The sequence below is a fragment of the Lactobacillus sp. CBA3606 genome, assembly GCF_002970935.1.
Classification (GTDB): domain Bacteria; phylum Bacillota; class Bacilli; order Lactobacillales; family Lactobacillaceae; genus Lactiplantibacillus.
Genome location: NZ_CP027197.1, coordinates 1 through 17,059 on the forward strand (window position 1 = coordinate 1; position 17,059 = coordinate 17,059).

The window sequence follows — 17,059 nt, forward strand, 5'->3', positions numbered from 1 at the left end:
GCTTGAGTATTATCAAGGAGGTATATTGCTAATGAGATTAGCTTTAATTACACTTGGATTGTTCGTCCAAATTAATCAATTTATACATTTGACAAATGCTAACAGCATGTGTTATTGAACTGTCTCATCTTACAACGAAAATATGGTTTCTAGAATCGGTAATTACATTATACCATTATTCACGCGTGGTGCTAGTTTATGATCAAGCAGCCATTGACGATACAATAAGAGTTCTGTTTGAACTGGTTTAAGGTACAAGACATTAGGCTTACCAGTTTTTCGATCATGAATGAACGCATTTTGTTTAATAGAACCGTCCAGATTAAAAATATCGGTCTGTTTTAAACCCATAACGTCACTCACTCGCAGTAGCGTAGCTTTACCAACTTGAAAAATCGTATAGTTACGTCGGCCAGCTTTAAAGTTATTGAGTAACGTATCTTGAACCTCTTTAAGAACGTTTGAATCTTTTATGGGTAAGACAACTTGTTGCATGTAAATGACCTCCAGTAAGAATATTTGCATTGTGTATCTACACGGGATATACTTGACTTGTAATAATAATTTAGGAGGGGAAAATATGGAACTTATTAAAGAACAAACACGCTTAGCAAAGTGGGGAAACTCGAAAGCTGCTAGAATTCCTAGCCAAATTATTAAACAACTGAAATTAGATGATAACCAAGATATGACAATAACCATTGAAAATGGATCAATTGTTTTAACACCAATAAAAAAGAACCCAACCAATATTCACGAACTATTTAAGGATTGGAAAGATGACGGGAAAAGGGATCACGAGCTTGATTGGGGAAAGTCAGAAGGTAATGAACTTCAATGGTAAGCCAAGGTGATATATTTTATGTTAACTTTAATCCAAGCCGTGGTCATGAACAGATGAATAAGCGACCAGCCATTGCTCTAAGCAATGATCTAGTCTGTCAGACAAGTAACATGACGATTGTGGCTCCAATTAGCAGTACCAAGCGTAATTTTCCAATGTATCATCGACTAACTAGTAGTCAAACGGTATATGGAAAAGTATTATTAGATCAAACCATAGCCTTAGATTTACGGGCAAGACATGTCACTGATGAAACTATTGTCGATCATGTATCGCGTGAAGAACTAGAAGAAATAATCACTTTGTACAAATTATTGTTTAGTATTGATGACAAATAGAAGAAGTCATTTCTTTAGTATTAAAGCAAATAACCCCCAAAATCTATGATATAGATTTTGGGGGTTGTTCTTTCAATGTTTTCGAGGGGTTATTTGTTAAAAATGGGCCCTTAAAAATATATAGCTTACTTGATCTTCCCATTTTCCTGGAAGATCTTTTTTGTTCGAAAATAATCCGACAAAAATTTGTTTTCTTGTTTTTCTGTGCTAAAATTAAGCCGTCTACTCGAACGTGTGTTCGAATATTGAGCAAATAATTTTTAAGGAGGTTGAATCAGAAACTGCTTACTCATTTGATAGCTTGTTCGTTGTAGGCGCTTATGGTTGCTAAACAACACAGAAAGGACGATTTATGTATGGATGAAATGGTAAAAGAAACACAAGTCTGGCTCAACAAAACTTACGGTAAAGTTTCTGGCTTTGGTAAAGTACCCGAGGACGGTAATACTGGTTGGAACACAGTTTATGGGTTAACTAGAGCCCTGCAACACGAATTAGGTATCACAGATCTAGTTGATAATTTTGGCCCTTCAACTGCCGCTAAATGGGATACTCAATTTGCTAATAAAGTTAAAACTGGCTTTAAGCACAATGTTGTTAAAATAATCCAAGGTGGCTTTTGGTGTAAGGGTATCAACCCTGAAGACTTTACCGGAGAATTTACTACTAACACGGCTGCTGCTGTCGTTGAATTAAAAAAAGACGCCGGTATCAAAGACACCAGCGCCAATGTAAACTCGGATATTATGAAAGCCTTGTTGACAATGAGCGCGTTTGTTTTAGTTCCTGGTGGGGACGCTAAAATCCGTTCAATGCAACAACAGCTTAATCATGATTATCAAGCTTACACTGGTATTTTACCATGTGATGGAATTTATCAAAGGGATACGAACACTGCTTTGATTTATGCTTTGCAGTCAGTGGAAGGTATGGATACTGGAACTGCTAATGGTTATTATGGTCCTGGTACGATCAATAAAACACCAACTGTTAATTCTGGCGCAACTGGGGCAATCGTTAAAATTATTCAATATGGTCTTTACGTTAATGGTTTCTATTCAGGCGCCTTCAATGGCCAATTTACACAAAATGTTGCCGACGGTATAGTTTCCTTTAGAAAATTCATGAAGTTGCCTCCTTATACTTCAACTGCTGACCTAACTGTGATCAAAGGCTTATTAACTAGTAATGGTAACACTAACCGATCTTCAGATGGTGTCGACATGGCTACTCAAATCACATCAGCTGCTACGGCTAAATCACTGAAAGCAGCTGGCTATAACATTATCGGCCGTTATTTGACAGGAAGCGTCGGGACTGGTGCTGATAAACGAGATAAAAATTTGACTAACACTGAAGTTAAACTGCTATTAGATGCTAACCTTAAGATTTTTCCGATTTACGAAGATGGAGGTTATGAAGAAAGTTATTTTAATAGCAAGCAAGGTTTCGCAGACGCTTCTATTGCCGTTAATACTGCACGTCAGCTTGGCCTACCAAGTGGGACAGTTATCTATTTTGCCGTTGATGTTGATATTCAAGATGGAAACATGAGTAGTACGGTTGTCCCCTATTTCGAGGGTATTACTGGTATTATAGGATCAACTGAATATAAAGCAGGTATTTATGGAACACGCAATGCGTGCTTGCATGTAAACCACTTAGTTAAGTATAGTTTTGTTGCTGATATGTCTTCTGGATGGAGCGGAAATTTAGGGTTCAAAATGCCTGAAAATTGGAGCTTTGATCAATTCAATGAATTTACTGGAGCTTCAACAGGGATTGATATGGATCAAGTTGCTGTCTCTGGTAAAGATAACGGAGTTTCTAAAGTTACCAAAGTTAATATAAATCCTAACGCTGCTTTCTTTACCCAACTGCAACAAGTAGAAGACCAGGCATATAGTTATATCAGCGGTGAAAGCTCTTCAACACCTGCTGAACAACTTGTTACCCAATTTTATAGACAATTTTCCTATTCTTCACCAAGTTGGGCACCCTTGGCCGGTGGATTAAATACTAGCTGGTTAGCATTCGCAAACTCAGCATTACATGTTTCAAAAGAAAGTGACTTCGAAACTCTTTATGATAGTACTACTGGCATAAAAATTGGCTTACCACACATGATGGCTTCTTTAAACGCACTTTTATTTTGGGGAGAACCACAGTCAGCCTCAGGAATTCAGGACCTTGGGGGCTGGTGTGGAGATCTTTTAACAAGTATAGAAGATGCTCATCTTAACCAGAAAAAATACGGCTCTTTTTATGAATCAATTACTGCATATGTAGGTAATAAAGGGCAATTTGGAAGGGAAGATTTGGTTGACGATTTGGATGCACTTAACGTTTACAGTACAATCCATTCGCAAAACAACCAAACTATATCCAAAATTATTAAAACTTATTACACCGGTAATGAAAGCTCCGTTCGCTTTAATTCTTACCTAAGTAATCGTTTTGATGATGACCTTGATTCACTACAGAACGACACATATACTCTTTTAAAAGGTGGTACAGGTTCATGGGGTGCAGCTTATAAAACCGCTTTATTGGCTTTTAAAAAGTTTAAATTACAAAAATATCCTTCTTATACTGACAGTGAAGCAAAAGACGCCGCTAAAGCTTTTCGCAAGTTAATTGAACAAAACGCATAGAAAGTAATAAGCAAAATGATAAACTATATATATTAGTTTATCATTTTACTTATTTTAGTTTTTTACTTTTATCTAAAAAATAGAAAGAGGTGCTAAATCAGCTTGTACTCATGGTTAATCGTAATATTAGTTGTTTTTTTTCTCATAACAATTGATTTTTTATATTTATGTGACCATATAAATGATACTATCATTGAAAATGGCTATTTTAAAAACATTCTTACAATTATTATTTCAATTTTATCTAGTTGGTTCATCTCCAAATATTTGGGCCCTTTTTTTCTAAATTTCACTTCAGAAGTTGGAGTTACCAATTCATTCGGCTTTATATTAATAATTGTTGCATTAATAGGCTTTTCACTCCTATTCAACGCTGCAAGGCATGACATTGTAACTAGGAAAAAAACTGTACAGCAGGCTCAAAAAAAATACTTCAGACACAATCAAGTCCTAACTTTTTCTATGGTTCATTACGTAATCGGAATAAGTAGTGTTGTAATAGTTAATAGCATTGTATATTTACCAATCTTCCTCGACTTTTTAATTCCGATTCCCAAAAGTTACCCTGGTAACGTTGAAAAAATTGAACTCCAAGAATTCATTACTTTTATTATTACTCTTGTAATGCCTTTTTTAATCATAGTTTTTACCCCCTTTTCTTTGAAAAAATTACTCTCCCATTTCAATAAATAGGGTCCATTATCTAGTATAGACCCTATATATTCATAGCCCCTTTCTGTTTGGTGTTAAAGTATTAGTCATCGATGTCATGCACTATCTTGTTTAGCTCCGTTTTGATGGAACTGGAAATATTTTCTAAATTGAAATGATTATATATTTCTTTATCCTTAAGCATCCTTTTTGTGCCTTATTTAATTTACACTCATTGTTACCCACTACCCATTCATCCTTTGTACGTATAAAGGGGTTTTGCGCACTTTACTTTAACGCGTTTTGAACATCTTCATAAGGTAAATAAAATTCAATTGTAGATTAATTTTACAATCTACCATATAACGTCTCCATCTTTTCAAAACGACTTAATTCTACGGGCTATAAATAACTTAATTTGCCAGTGTATAACGTTTCAGATTAAGCTACCACTAAGTTATAATAACGATATCGAAAGGAGATCAATCTAATGAAATATACGAAAACCAAAGCAGTATTAAATCAACTCGTTGCCGATTTGAGCCAGATGTCAATGATTATCCATCAGACGCATTGGTACATGCGTGGACCCAACTTTTTGAAGTTGCACCCCTTGATGGATGAGTTCATGGAAGAAATTGACAGCCAACTCGATGTCATTTCTGAACGGCTGATTGCGCTTGATGGCAGTCCTTACTCGACCTTAAAAGAAATGGCCGAAAACACTAAGATTCAAGACTGGCCTGGTGAATGGGACAAAACAACCCCAGAACGCCTCGCACACTTAGTTGATGGCTATCGTTACTTGGAAGACCTTTACCAACACGGCATTGAAGTATCCGATGTTGAAAAAGACTTCAGTACCCAAGATATTTTCATTGGTCTCAAAACCGCAATTGAGAAGAAAATCTGGATGATTCAGGCAGAGCTTGGGTCGGCGCCGGAAGTTGATGAATAAAATAATATTAAAAAATCGGTAGGCTTATGGTAGATTGTAAAATTAATCCGAACGCCCATTTGGATATTGGACAGCCCTAGTTCACAAAAGGTTTCGATTTTAATTCGTTCGGAATAGGTTATACTAGACAAAAGATCAGCTCCTAAAAGATGGGTTTGTGGTAAACACCATTTTAAAGGAAGCTGATCTTTTTTGTCCGAACAGCGTTCGGATTAATTTTACAATCTACCTTAAAACTAAAACTCTCCACGATAGAATTATATCATATGTTGAGAGACGTGTTCTAAGCCCTCGTTCAGTGTTGAAATGGTATAATCTATCATAGTGAACATTCAAAAACGTTAGGAGAACGATTCATGAACAACAATGAACGATTATATAAAATATCTGAAATAGCTGATATTGCAAAGGTGAACAAAACTAAAGTGTGGCGGTACATTCGTGATAATAACATTTCAGAACGTTCAATGAAAGGAAACGCGAAACTATATTCCGAACACACTAAAGACGTTATTATAAAGGCGTTTTCAAGTGAATCCGTTCACCTTGCAACTGAAACGAAAGCAGATACGTCACGAATATTGCTTGAACAAATAGACATTTTGAAGGGCGAACTTGAACGAAAGAACGATCAATTAGATAAAATGCAGTCATTACTTGACCAGCAACAACAACTCAACTTGTCTACCAACCGTCAAAATGAAAAGCTACTCGATACCACTACGAACAACACCCCTTCACAGGACGATAGGCCTCTGCAAAACGACGATACAGACGTTTTAAAACCTACCGAGGGTAATTATGAGGGGAAAGAAACTAAGACGCCTAAAAAGGGCTTATTCGGCTGGCTGAGACGTTAAAAATACCCCTTTGTCATATTATCGGCAAAGGGGTATAATACTGTTTGTAACTAAATTAAATAGACAAAAAAATTCCCTCGGGGCTAAGCCGGGGGAACACGTAAATCATTCAAGGTTATGTGTTCATTCTACCTACTATTGTAAGATTTTTCAAGTAGGTAGAGTTGAATTTTTCTGGATCACGGGGGAGCCAAGCCCCGTTACTAGAGTGGCAACATTCTAGCCAAGCCAACTAATCTTACCTTTCGGGGACTGACAGCCGGTTAGCGGAGCTAATGAAACAAGTCGACAGGTCAAGTGAGAGCCGCCGTTATAAACTCCCACTAGGAATTAATCTATACTTGTATTTAGGTTAGTTCCGAACGGCGGCCCCACGCACGGGGCGGGCGGTAAAGCAGTACGAAAGTACAGGGCTATTACGCAAGGCCAGTGATCCAAACAACTAAAAATAAATGATTGCTGGCACCTATAAAGGGTGCTTTTTTTATAGGCTAGATTAGTTAGGCTAATCTACAAGCGCAATAGTAACAATACAAGTGTTTTTACGTGACGGTGATTCGTGACGAACAACAAAAAGTTTTCTTCTTCGCAAAACAAGGGGAAAACTATATCCCGCTCAAGTTCAAGCGTTCTGAACAGCAAAGGGCAAGCGCACTAAACTGGTTTGACCTTGAGGGTTAAGAGCACGTGGTTGCGTGCAGATAGGTTAAACTAGGGTGTTATTAATGTACTAATCGTCACGTAGACCACAAAACGTTAAGAACTAACTACTAACGACAGACACACTATCAATATTACATAGTCTCGGCCAAGGCGGTTTCTAAGCCGACATATTTCGGACAATTATAAATAGAACGTCACTATCACAAAGTAACTTACATACGTAGAATAATACAATTTCACAAGTGTAAAATACTGGTATATTAACATTTACAAATTCACTCTATTTTCACAAAGTATCGTTATCGTATGATATCGGTAAATATATAGCTTGATATCGTTGATATAACAAGGATTTACACACTTCACAAGCTTTAGCTTTTAATACTATGTGTTATGTTAACTTGATTGAATTCAGTGGCTGCACCGAGCTTTCATAGTGCTATACTGTAACCGTGTTGACATGACACGCTACTTTCAATTACTTTGCTTTTCCGTAAGCACCATAAAAAGGGCTATCCAAATTAAGGGTAGCCCTTTTTTATTACGTCAATTTTAATGTTATTATAATAATGTGTGTGTCATTTATATTGGGAGCGGCTATCTGTTTAGATAGTCGCTTTTTTAAGTTGCAATTTAATTAGAATGATCTAAAATAGAGTTGTCCCATTAGTCGGGACTCATGGTATTTTCGTTTCAATGTGACAACTTCTTGGTGAGCACTTACCCGGGTGCTCATTTTTTAGTGGTTACAACATGTTTTGATAATGATATACTACTTGTGTGCTGTTGACATGACACACTACTTTCATTTTTGAACAGGGCGTAGTTGATCTGATTTGGCATGGATTAATTATCCAAAAGTATGTTGACCTATCATTAATTTGATAGGTCTTTTTGTGTGCTTATAAGAAACCTAATCAGCTTTATACGCTAAAAGGTGTAAAAAACTAGTTAAAAGCTGTTAATTCCTTATGCCCCCACGCTTTGGTCGTCCGCTACCATTGACAGCAAACAGTTAGTTTTTCTGAATCTTAACAAGAATTTAGCTGCTATGTTCGTTTTTTAGGGCCTTATTTTTCGTTTCTAGCGATTTTAAGACTATTTATATATATTTATACCAAAACAAAAATAAAAAGCCCTCAGTGAGCTTTTAGAGGGCTAGATGACGAAACCAGGACGATTAATAATATCTTCTTGTCTTTTTTGCAAAATATAAGTGTATAAGGAATCATACAAATTCTTTTTAATCTCGTCAGGTTCATTGACAGAAGCTTCAAACAATTCTTGAATATCAACTTGCCAAGGATCAGCAAGCATTTCATCAATTGGTTTTAATACTTTCTTTTCGTCCATCTTAATGACTCCTAACATCAAAATAATGATTTCAGTTTAGATTTACAGATCTTACAACACCGTTATTCAAAATTTGTTACCAAGCTTATAAAAATTATCTGCACAAAGCAATTAAAAAATTTTGGCTTAAAACAGCGTAATCTGCAACACTTTTTAAGTATCTAAAGCATAACAAACTTAGTTAAGTGCAAGTATAAATTGAATTAAAAATACATTCAGTTTAACAACAGCAGAAATTGATTTTATGGTTATCAGCAGACCGATTGAAACGAGGTCAATGTGCACTTACACTCCACTAAAAATTAGTGGAGGTTTTGTGCTTAAAATCTGTCTCATAAGTTGCCTTCGGCAACAACTAAAAATCCAAATAAAACTAACCAAAATCAATTTGATCTAACATAGTTTCGGTACTGGCTTGGTCTAAGCCTAAATAAGCTAAAGTCATGGCTTCACTTGAATGATTTAATAAGTGCATGACTAAGCCAATATTGTAATTGGATTGCGTATAAACGCGATAAGCCCCAGTTTTGCGCATAGTGTGGGTACCAAGGTAATTAATGCTTAAAAGATCGCCGACTTTGCTCATGATTTTATAGAACTGTTTTTCCGTAATATGCCGTTCTGGGTGTTGAATGGACGGAAAGAGCCATTCAGATTCTAGTTTATGATCAAGCAGCCATTGACGGTACAATAAGAGCTCTGTTTGAACAGGTTTAAGGTACAAGGTATTGGGTTTACCAGTTTTTCGGTCATGAATAAACGCATTTTGTTTAATAGAACCGTCCGGATTAAAAATATCGGCCTGTTTTAAGCCCATAACGTCACTCACTCGCAGTAGCGTCGCTTTACCAACTTGAAAAATCGTATAGTTACGTCGGCCACGCCACCGGCGGCCCGGGCCAAATCTTTTGACAGCAACATTAGGTATCCTTTAAACTAGCAATAAAAGGTAACTAATTCAAAAAATTCGGTTGGGCGGTGCTCAAGAAAGCTTTCTCGGGGAGGAAAGCGATTCTTGGGTGCGGCCTTTTCTTATTGGAGGAAACTTATGACCCCTTACAACGAACACAAAGCAGATGTCCTAAAGCGCTTGGCCACCAGCCGGCAAAGCGGCCTCACCAGTGAAGAAGCACAGGCCCGGCTCACCCAGCATGGCCCCAACGCCTTGGCCGCCAGCAAGCCCCTACCAGCCTGGCGCCAGTTTTTGGCCACCTTGAAAGAACCTTTGGTGATTATTTTATTCATCGCCGTGCTATTGGCCTGGGCCAGCGCCGGCTATGACTTCTTCGTGCGCCACGACCCCAGCCATGGTATGGCGGCAGTGTATGAAAGCATTGCGATTCTGCTGCTGATTTTCGTTAATGCCGGCCTCTCCTTCTGGCAAGCCAAAAGCGCACAAAAATCCCTGGACGCCCTGAAGGTGATGGCGGATCACCACGCCAAGGTCCTGCGCGATGGCGACTGGCTGACGGTGCCAGCCACCGAGCTGGTGCCTGGCGATATTGTCAGTGTCAAAACCGGCGACTTCATCGAAGCCGACGTTCGCTGGCTCCATGTCGCCGAGCTGCAAACCAACGAAGCCCACCTCACCGGCGAAGCGGAACCTGTGCAAAAACAAACCCACGCATTGGGCGCTGACGTGCAAATCGGTGACCGCACCAACATGGGCTTTTCTGGTGCGACAGTGACGCATGGTAACGGCCTCGGGGTGGTGGTTGCGACCGGCATGCAAACCGAGCTGGGCAAAATCGCCACCTTGCTGGATCAAGTCAAGGGCAAAAAGACCCCGATTGAACGCACCATTGCGCGCCTGACCACCAAACTGATGATGGTGGCGATGGTGATTGTGGCGTTCACGTTGCTGGTGGAGCTCTTGAAAGCCTATCAGCAAACTGGCAGTCTCTCCTTCGCTGCGCTGGCCGAATCCCTCTCTACGGCGATTGCCTTGGCGGTGGCCGCGATTCCCGATGCGCTACCGGCGGTGCTGTCAATTGTGCTCACGGTCGGGGCCACGATGCTGGCCAAAAACAACGGTCTGATCAAGTCCCTGAACAGTGTGGAAACCCTAGGGGCCACCAGCTACATTGCCTCAGATAAAACTGGTACCTTGACCAAAAATGAAATGACTGTCACCCGGTTTTATGCCAATGGCGCCAGTTATGTGGTGGAAGGCGACGGCTATGAACCAGTAGGCGAAATCATCCCTGATGACGAAGCCGACACCCCCGGCTTTTCGCGCTTCATGATGGCCGCTGTCCTGAATAACGAAGCGGCGATTCAAACCGACGACGAAGGCCGCAGCCGCCCGTATGGCAACCCCACCGACGTAGCGCTGGTAGTGATGGGCCACAAATTTGGTATCGATCGCGATACGATTTTGAGCAAAGACCAGGCGCAGGACATCGACATCATTCGCGAACTGCCGTTTGACAGCGACCGTAAAATGATGAGTGTCGTCATTAAAGATGGCGACCAGTATCAGGTGCTGACTAAAGGTGCGCCAGACGTGATTTTAGCCAAAACTGATGCCATTCTGGACCACGACCAACTCGTAACATTGCCAGCTGGTCAAACTGCGGTAGAAGCGCAGGTCAACCGCTTTGCCGAACAGGCGCTGCGGACGCTGGCGGTGACGCTGCGTGACATCGACGAGGACCTGGCGTTGCATGGTAGCACCGCTGAGCTTGAGCAGCACCTGACCTTACTAGGCATTGCCGGCATCATTGACCCGCCGCGGCCGGAAGTGCGCCAAAGTGTGACCACCTTGCACCAAGCCGGTATTCAGGTCGTGATGATCACCGGCGATCACGCAGTCACCGCCCGCGCGATTGCCTTAAAGCTGGGCATTGTCACCGACCCTAGCGCCCGGGTAGTGGAAGGCAAGCAGCTGGAAGCCATGACCGATGAAGATTTGTTCCGGCTCGCGCCAAGCATTCGCGTATACGCCCGGGTGTCGCCGGAACACAAGCAGCGCATCGTGCGCGCCTTGCAGCGGCATGGCGAAACCGTGGCCATGACTGGTGATGGCATCAATGACGCGCCAGCCTTACGCGCTGCTGACATTGGCATTGCCATGGGCATTAATGGCACCGAAGTCACCAAAGACGCCGCAGATCTGATTTTACTGGATGATAAATTCACCACCATCGAGCGCAGTGTCCGCGCCGGCCGCACCATTTTTGGCAATATCAAAAACTTTATGCGGCATGAGTTAACCACCAATGTCGCCGAGGTGTTGGCGCTGCTGTTCGGCGTGCTACTGATGACGCAACCCGTCGGCCAAGTGGCGGCCACCACCCCAACATTAACGGCGCTGATGGTGCTGTGGGTGAACATGATTTCCGATGCTTTACCGAGCTTTGCCCTCGGCTATGATGTGCCAGAAGCCGACCTCATGAACCAGCCGCCGCGCAATGTGAAACAATCCATTTTGCATGGCATGCTCGGGCGCATCTTCCTGCGCGGTATTGTGATGGGTGGGCTCGTGTACGTCGCCTTCATCTGGGCTGCCAGTCAAGGCATGAGCGGCGCAGAAGCGCAAACCCTCGCCTTTTTGACCCTGGTGTTTGGCCAGCTGTGGCATGTGTTCGACGCGCGTAGCACCCGCACTTTGTTCGCCCGCAACCCGTTTGAAAACCATCAGTTGCTGCTGGCAGTGGCTTTCGCGGCGGTGGCTTCATTACTTGTCACCATCATGCCGTTCTTCAACGAAGTGATGGGGACCGCGCCACTTTCTAGCACGCTGTATGCTGCGGTAGTCTTCATCCCGGCGCTACCGACCCTCATTTTGTCTGGAATCAAAGAACTGTGGCTGCGTTGGCATCGCCCGTCGGTAGCCCCAGAGCATGATTAAAGATTGTTTTTTCGGGCCAGATTGCCTACAATCGGGGTAACCATATCGAGGTGAGCCAGTTGAATGTTTATCATGCGCTGAAAATGATTCAGATCGAGCACCAGCCCCTCAATCATCGCCAGGTCGTGATCACCGATGAAAACGGCAAGCCGCTTTCGCAGCTGACCGATCTACTAAGTGATTGTCTCAGTAAAATCGACCTTTTCGTTGATTTGCCCAGCACCGACACGGCCAGCGATGTCATCGATGACCTGCATTTACTGACGCCCTTGCCGAATGACGTGCTGGACGAATACCAAAAAGTCCTCGATCAGCCGATTTGAAGTGCCCTACAATTGTTAGACAAGAAGTCTAACGATTGTGGGGCATTTCTTGCACTAACTTTTCACCAGCTGAAATTGAAACCCAAAACCGGGATTTAGTAAAACATGCTGACGAGTTTTTAACCGATCCAGAAAGTGGCTGGGAAGTCTTCTTAGAACCCGAAGCCATTCAACTGCTCAGTTTCTGGTGTCGAACACCACAACAAATGCGACGCTTTATCCGCATCATTTTGAATGCTAAAAACAACCTCGAAAAAGAACATCAAGCCTTAGGAGTCAAAATTAATTTAGGTGACGATACGCTTAAACCACTGATAACTAAGACCTTGAGAAGATACTTTAACGTGCTCAGAAGTAACGAGAAGCATGTTAAGGACGTGGAAAACTATTTGTACGGGACCATGACGAATCTGTTCGGTATTTACTGGAATAAACTAGCTGGGGCTAAATATCGGGCGCAACACTCAGAAGAATTCAAAAATCAAGGGGTCATTTCAGATTAGCTCTAAAATCGTTTCTCAGCCGTTTTAGTTAACTGGCATATAAATATTACACCAGAGCTGATTTAAAATGGCTTAGAAACGATAAATATAGCCAATAATAAGCGAAAAAATACGCTAATTGGTTTCAAAATCCTAAATTCATGTCAATAAAACGCCAATTTGGTTTAACCCTGAAATAAAATTGTCAGCAATTGAGGACGCGGAAACCTGAAAGCTTAACTTGAACTAACCGAAATACTTGGTCAATAACCAGAAAATAAGGCCTGTCAGAATACCAGTCGGGATCACAGCCAGCAGATAATTCTTAATTTCATACCACGAGAACCGCTTTTTCGTGGTTTGTAACTGCTGATCCATTTGATCAGCGACTTGGGCCATCGTCTCTTGAATGGTCTGGTTCACTTGGTCGCTGAGTTGGCTGAGGCGCTGGTTGTTTTTGGCTTGTTCGGTTTGAATTTGTTTGAGCGCGGTCAGATTTTCCTGACTGATCAGGTTGGTCTGCTTTTGGAATGCTGCGTAGGCGCTTTGTAAGGTCTGTTTTAATTGGGCCTGCGAGCTGGCGTTGCTGCTGTCTAAGTTGTTTAAGGTCGTCTGAAACTGTTGGTTGACTTGTTGGGCGGTCTGTTCGATCTGATGAAGTTGTTGATCGAGGGACGTTTTGGCTGTGGCTTGCAGTTGAATCTGAGTGCCCTGGTAATTCCGGAGTTCGGCTATGGTCTGATTGAGCTGGGTCAATTGTTGGGTCAACGGTTCGTTCTGGTTGCTGGTTGGTTCTTGTTTGGTTTTGTCGGCTTGCCAACTCATTAAAAATCGTCTCCTTTTCATAATCAAGCCCGAGTTTGGTTCCCCGAGACTTGTAATTGGTCCCTAATAGCTGATAGGTGAGATTTTTGCCCCGTTCCCATACTTTAACTGCCTGTTGTTTCAAGTCGTCCTGAAAGGCCTGAAAATCGCGAATCAGGGGGTTCTGCATGGTGTGATCGACGGCTTGGCGGATTTGATCTTTCCAAGTGGGCTGCTGTTTAGCCCGGAGCTTAATTTCGGCCATTGAGCGTTTCTCGTGACGGTTAGGATCGGGCCGGGTGACCATTAAGCCATGTTCCTGGCACACTTGATCCGTGATGTGGACTAAGTGATCGCGATATTGGTGCCAATTACCGTGCATTTTTTGCCCGGTTTCCAGGTTAATCGCGCCAATGACGGCATGGACGTGTAACGAATCGGTATCGGCATGTTCATAAAGGGCCACCTGTTGATTGGGATAGGCTTTGGCATAAACCTCTTTGGCAACGGCTAAAACCGTTGTCTGATCATGAGGATCTTGCGGATTAAATTCCAACGGGCTAAAGGCAATCCGGCTGGCATACGCTTGGGTTTTACCAGGATTGCCATAGACGGCCCGCACTTGTTTAAATTCGCTTTTAGCGTACTGAATATCTAAATTGAGGCCATCTTTTTTGATGGCTCGTTTTTCAGCGTAATTGACTAACCTAGATGCACTGGTGGAACGTTTTATGTGAGTTGTTGCCATACGCGTTGCACCTCGTTTTGTAAATCCTTTAATGCTTGGGGATCGATTTGACCACCTTGATTAGCATGATGGGCCAATTGATTAAGATTACCGCCAATTTTAGCTAACTGATGAGTGATGTTCTGGGCATCTTGGGCAGCAATCTTAGGGGCAACTAAGCGCGCCCCCTGGGCCTTCTTTTTGACAAAAGCCGGCACGGACAGATTTAAAGTTTGCGCGGAACGCGCCAGCTTTAAATAGTCCGGTTCACTCACCCGAAAATTAATTTGTTTGCTAGCCTGACGATGAACCTGAGTCGTCTTTTTTGTGCTAGCCAGATTTTGCAGTTCGTTCACAAGTCCCACCTCCGTTGCCCTGCGGGCAAAGTTATTCGAGATATCAAAAGTCGGATCAGCCGACGGCTGATGACCTCCTAATGATAATCGAATAACAGAGGATTGGCAAGCAACCCGCATGCTAGCCACAAGACTACGTTTGTGGCTGCTGCGGTGCTTGCAAGGGGGAAAGCTAACGCTCCCCCTTGACCCCCAAGTTAGCTGCGTAATGCCAAAATGGTTGGCCGGTTGGCTAGCCACTTTTTGGCAAAGCTTCGCGTTTTTTACTCAAAATTGCTATCGGGATTTGAGTAAAAAAGTCTTCCAGACGGGGGCTTTCGGCCGAATGATTTTGCATCATCAGCATGCTTTCGGCAGGAGCCTTTCAGGCGGAGTTTTACGCAAACGGCGCAAGCTAATTTAGCTTGATCAAAAAAGTATTCTAACCATTTAAAATCAGTTTATTATCCAATTATATTGTTTAATGATTTTATCTGTTTTTTCTGTTTTTTCCTAATGCAATCTGGTTTCTTTTTATTTGTCTTTTAACCTGTTTTAAAATTACAACATTGTATGAATGTTGTGATTTATTAAATTCTTTTTGCGCACGTATAGCATAGTTCATCATGGATATATTTTTTCCTCTAGGATTAAAGCATAAGTATCTTTGGGTAACATTTTTGTGGAAACTCAATATATCATTAATTTTTCTACTTTTTGCAGCAATTATTCTATCTACATAATTTTTACGTTCATAATTATTTGCTATTCTCCATGTTGCAGGTTCATGTCCGTTGGGATATTTCTTCACATAATAGTTCTGAATCTTTGCTTGGATTTCATCATTTCCAAGGCTGGAAATGTGATTATCATTTTCTAGCATAATTAATCTTTTAAGAGCTCTTTTACTTTTGTAAGAGTATTTATAAATACTTTTTGGCCGTAATGATACTGAAATTCCGTCAAACATAAAACCCAGATAATCTAACGAAGAGGGAGTAGAAGAGATTTTATTAGATTTATTATTCTTTAACTTTTTATTTGAATAACTTAATTTAGTTATAGATGATTTTGCAGATTCAAATTTAAAAATTTTGGTTTTATGAGGTTCAATGGTTAAATTTATATTTTGGCTCCTTTTGACTATGTATCTTTTAAAGCTAATAATTTTATATAGTGGCGTAGTTGTTGGTATAACTATGATAAAGTCATCTGAATATCGTCTATATATTCCATTGAAATGTTTTGTTATTTTATTTATTTGTTTATCAAAGTTGATCATATATACATTAGCTAATGTTGCACTAATTGCTGTTCCTTGAGGAATTCCAACATTATTTTTATTTGAGAATATTAATTGATTGTTTTTAATTAACTCGCCAAGCATTCTAATATTTTTTATATATGCACGTTGATTATTCCTTTTAAAAGGTGAATTTATACCTACCATACTTAATTGAGATTTTAATTTTTCCCTGGAAATAGATTTGAATTTTAATAAAGAAGTAAGCATTTTTTTCCAATCATTAGGAATAACAGTGACATTTAGAACTTCTTTTATATTTTTGATAAGGATTTTATGGTTTAAAGTATCGAAAAAATGATGAAAGTCTCCCTTTATAATCCAAGATTCATTTGTTTGGTCTATAAAATTAAATACTTCTCTAGCGGCTTTGATACTGTCCATACCGATATTTTTTCTATAAGCTGTAGCTACCAATTGGAAATTATTATTTTTGACATATTTCTCATAATTATATCCAAGAATTTCAGAATAATATTTATAAATTAAAGCATCATGGTGACTTGATAATGATATTTTTCTTCTTTTGGGTTTAACATCTTTTTCTTTAGGTAAATATTTTTTAAAAACTATAGAGTAGGTTATAAAAGGTAAATATCTATGTTTACATAAAACATCTGTACTGATTGATGATAGGAAATTAGTTGCTTCAGCTGTTGTCAACGGAAAATCGAAGTGAAGATAGGACTTTGAAATATAGTTTTTAATATCAAAGTTATTGGGTTTATTAATATTATTATTCATTTAGTATCTCCTATAAAATAGAAAATCAGACATAAGTCTTTGGCTTTCTTCATCACATTGCCTAATTGACTTATGCCTGCCTAACTTTCCTGTAGTAATCTCCATATCGATATACTGCATGTTGTTGTGACTTATTATAATATTACTGAAAGTATTCTAAGCAATTT

Annotated in this window: 11 protein-coding genes and 4 pseudogenes; 8 read left to right on the plus strand and 7 right to left on the minus strand. The window is 40.6% G+C overall.

Going from position 1 to position 17,059, the window contains the following annotated elements; genetic code table 11:
• Positions 1-192 precede the first annotated feature (192 nt).
• Positions 193-495, minus strand: a pseudogene (locus tag C5Z26_RS12390) (site-specific integrase); the annotation flags it as partial.
• An 85-nt stretch (positions 496-580) separates the two neighbouring features.
• Here C5Z26_RS12390 and C5Z26_RS12395 point away from each other — a divergent pair.
• From C5Z26_RS12395 to C5Z26_RS12415, 4 genes are all read left to right on the plus strand, one after another.
• Positions 581-844: an AbrB/MazE/SpoVT family DNA-binding domain-containing protein gene (locus tag C5Z26_RS12395; protein WP_003643337.1), complete on the plus strand. Its 264-nt coding sequence runs from the start codon at positions 581-583 to the stop codon at positions 842-844.
• On the plus strand, positions 838-1,182 hold the full coding sequence (locus C5Z26_RS12400) for a type II toxin-antitoxin system PemK/MazF family toxin (RefSeq protein ID WP_001748110.1): 345 nt from the start codon (positions 838-840) through the stop codon (positions 1,180-1,182). The genes C5Z26_RS12395 and C5Z26_RS12400 overlap by 7 nt, the downstream gene beginning before the upstream one ends.
• Positions 1,183-1,538: 356 nt before the next feature.
• The gene (locus tag C5Z26_RS12405) at positions 1,539-3,836 is read left to right on the plus strand and encodes a glycoside hydrolase domain-containing protein (protein WP_014271901.1); all 2,298 of its coding nucleotides are present in this window, start codon (positions 1,539-1,541) and stop codon (positions 3,834-3,836) included.
• A gap of 1,141 nt (positions 3,837-4,977) precedes the next feature.
• Positions 4,978-5,445, plus strand: coding sequence for a Dps family protein (locus tag C5Z26_RS12415; protein ID WP_042253884.1), 468 nt, complete (start codon positions 4,978-4,980; stop codon positions 5,443-5,445).
• 41 nt (positions 5,446-5,486) lie between these two features.
• Here C5Z26_RS12415 and C5Z26_RS12420 read toward each other — a convergent pair.
• A pseudogene (locus C5Z26_RS12420) lies at positions 5,487-5,576 on the minus strand (IS30 family transposase); the annotation flags it as partial.
• A 225-nt stretch (positions 5,577-5,801) separates the two neighbouring features.
• Between C5Z26_RS12420 and C5Z26_RS12425 the strand changes: the two are divergent.
• Positions 5,802-6,305, plus strand: coding sequence for a DUF536 domain-containing protein (locus tag C5Z26_RS12425; protein WP_033609920.1), 504 nt, complete (start codon positions 5,802-5,804; stop codon positions 6,303-6,305).
• Between the two features lie 1,821 nt (positions 6,306-8,126).
• Here the strand turns inward: C5Z26_RS12425 and C5Z26_RS12430 are convergent.
• Together C5Z26_RS12430 and C5Z26_RS12435 are read right to left on the minus strand one after the other, a co-directional pair.
• Positions 8,127-8,339: a hypothetical protein gene (locus C5Z26_RS12430; protein WP_010015136.1), complete on the minus strand. Its 213-nt coding sequence runs from the start codon at positions 8,337-8,339 to the stop codon at positions 8,127-8,129.
• Positions 8,340-8,694: 355 nt separating this feature from the next.
• Positions 8,695-9,201 (minus strand): annotated as a pseudogene (locus tag C5Z26_RS12435) (site-specific integrase); the annotation flags it as partial.
• Positions 9,202-9,369: 168 nt separating this feature from the next.
• On the opposite strand from C5Z26_RS12435, the gene C5Z26_RS12440 reads away from it, so the two are divergent.
• From C5Z26_RS12440 to C5Z26_RS12450, 3 genes and pseudogenes are all read left to right on the plus strand, one after another.
• Positions 9,370-12,174 carry a cation-translocating P-type ATPase gene (locus tag C5Z26_RS12440; protein WP_063486518.1) on the plus strand — a complete coding sequence of 935 codons (2,805 nt, stop codon included), beginning with the start codon at positions 9,370-9,372 and terminating at the stop codon, positions 12,172-12,174.
• A 59-nt stretch (positions 12,175-12,233) separates the two neighbouring features.
• Positions 12,234-12,497, plus strand: coding sequence for a hypothetical protein (locus tag C5Z26_RS12445; protein ID WP_003582045.1), 264 nt, complete (start codon positions 12,234-12,236; stop codon positions 12,495-12,497).
• Between the two features lie 47 nt (positions 12,498-12,544).
• Positions 12,545-13,000 (plus strand): annotated as a pseudogene (locus C5Z26_RS12450) (replication initiation protein RepA); the annotation flags it as partial.
• 361 nt (positions 13,001-13,361) lie between these two features.
• Here C5Z26_RS12450 and C5Z26_RS12455 read toward each other — a convergent pair.
• From C5Z26_RS12455 to C5Z26_RS12465, 3 genes are all read right to left on the minus strand, one after another.
• On the minus strand, positions 13,362-14,531 hold the full coding sequence (locus tag C5Z26_RS12455; RefSeq protein WP_105450236.1) for a relaxase/mobilization nuclease domain-containing protein: 1,170 nt from the start codon (positions 14,529-14,531) through the stop codon (positions 13,362-13,364).
• On the minus strand, positions 14,513-14,866 hold the full coding sequence (locus C5Z26_RS12675) for a plasmid mobilization protein (protein ID WP_021730116.1): 354 nt from the start codon (positions 14,864-14,866) through the stop codon (positions 14,513-14,515). The genes C5Z26_RS12455 and C5Z26_RS12675 overlap by 19 nt, the downstream gene beginning before the upstream one ends.
• A 469-nt stretch (positions 14,867-15,335) precedes the next feature.
• Positions 15,336-16,892, minus strand: coding sequence for a reverse transcriptase/maturase family protein (locus tag C5Z26_RS12465; protein WP_054736640.1), 1,557 nt, complete (start codon positions 16,890-16,892; stop codon positions 15,336-15,338).
• Positions 16,893-17,059 lie beyond the last annotated feature (167 nt).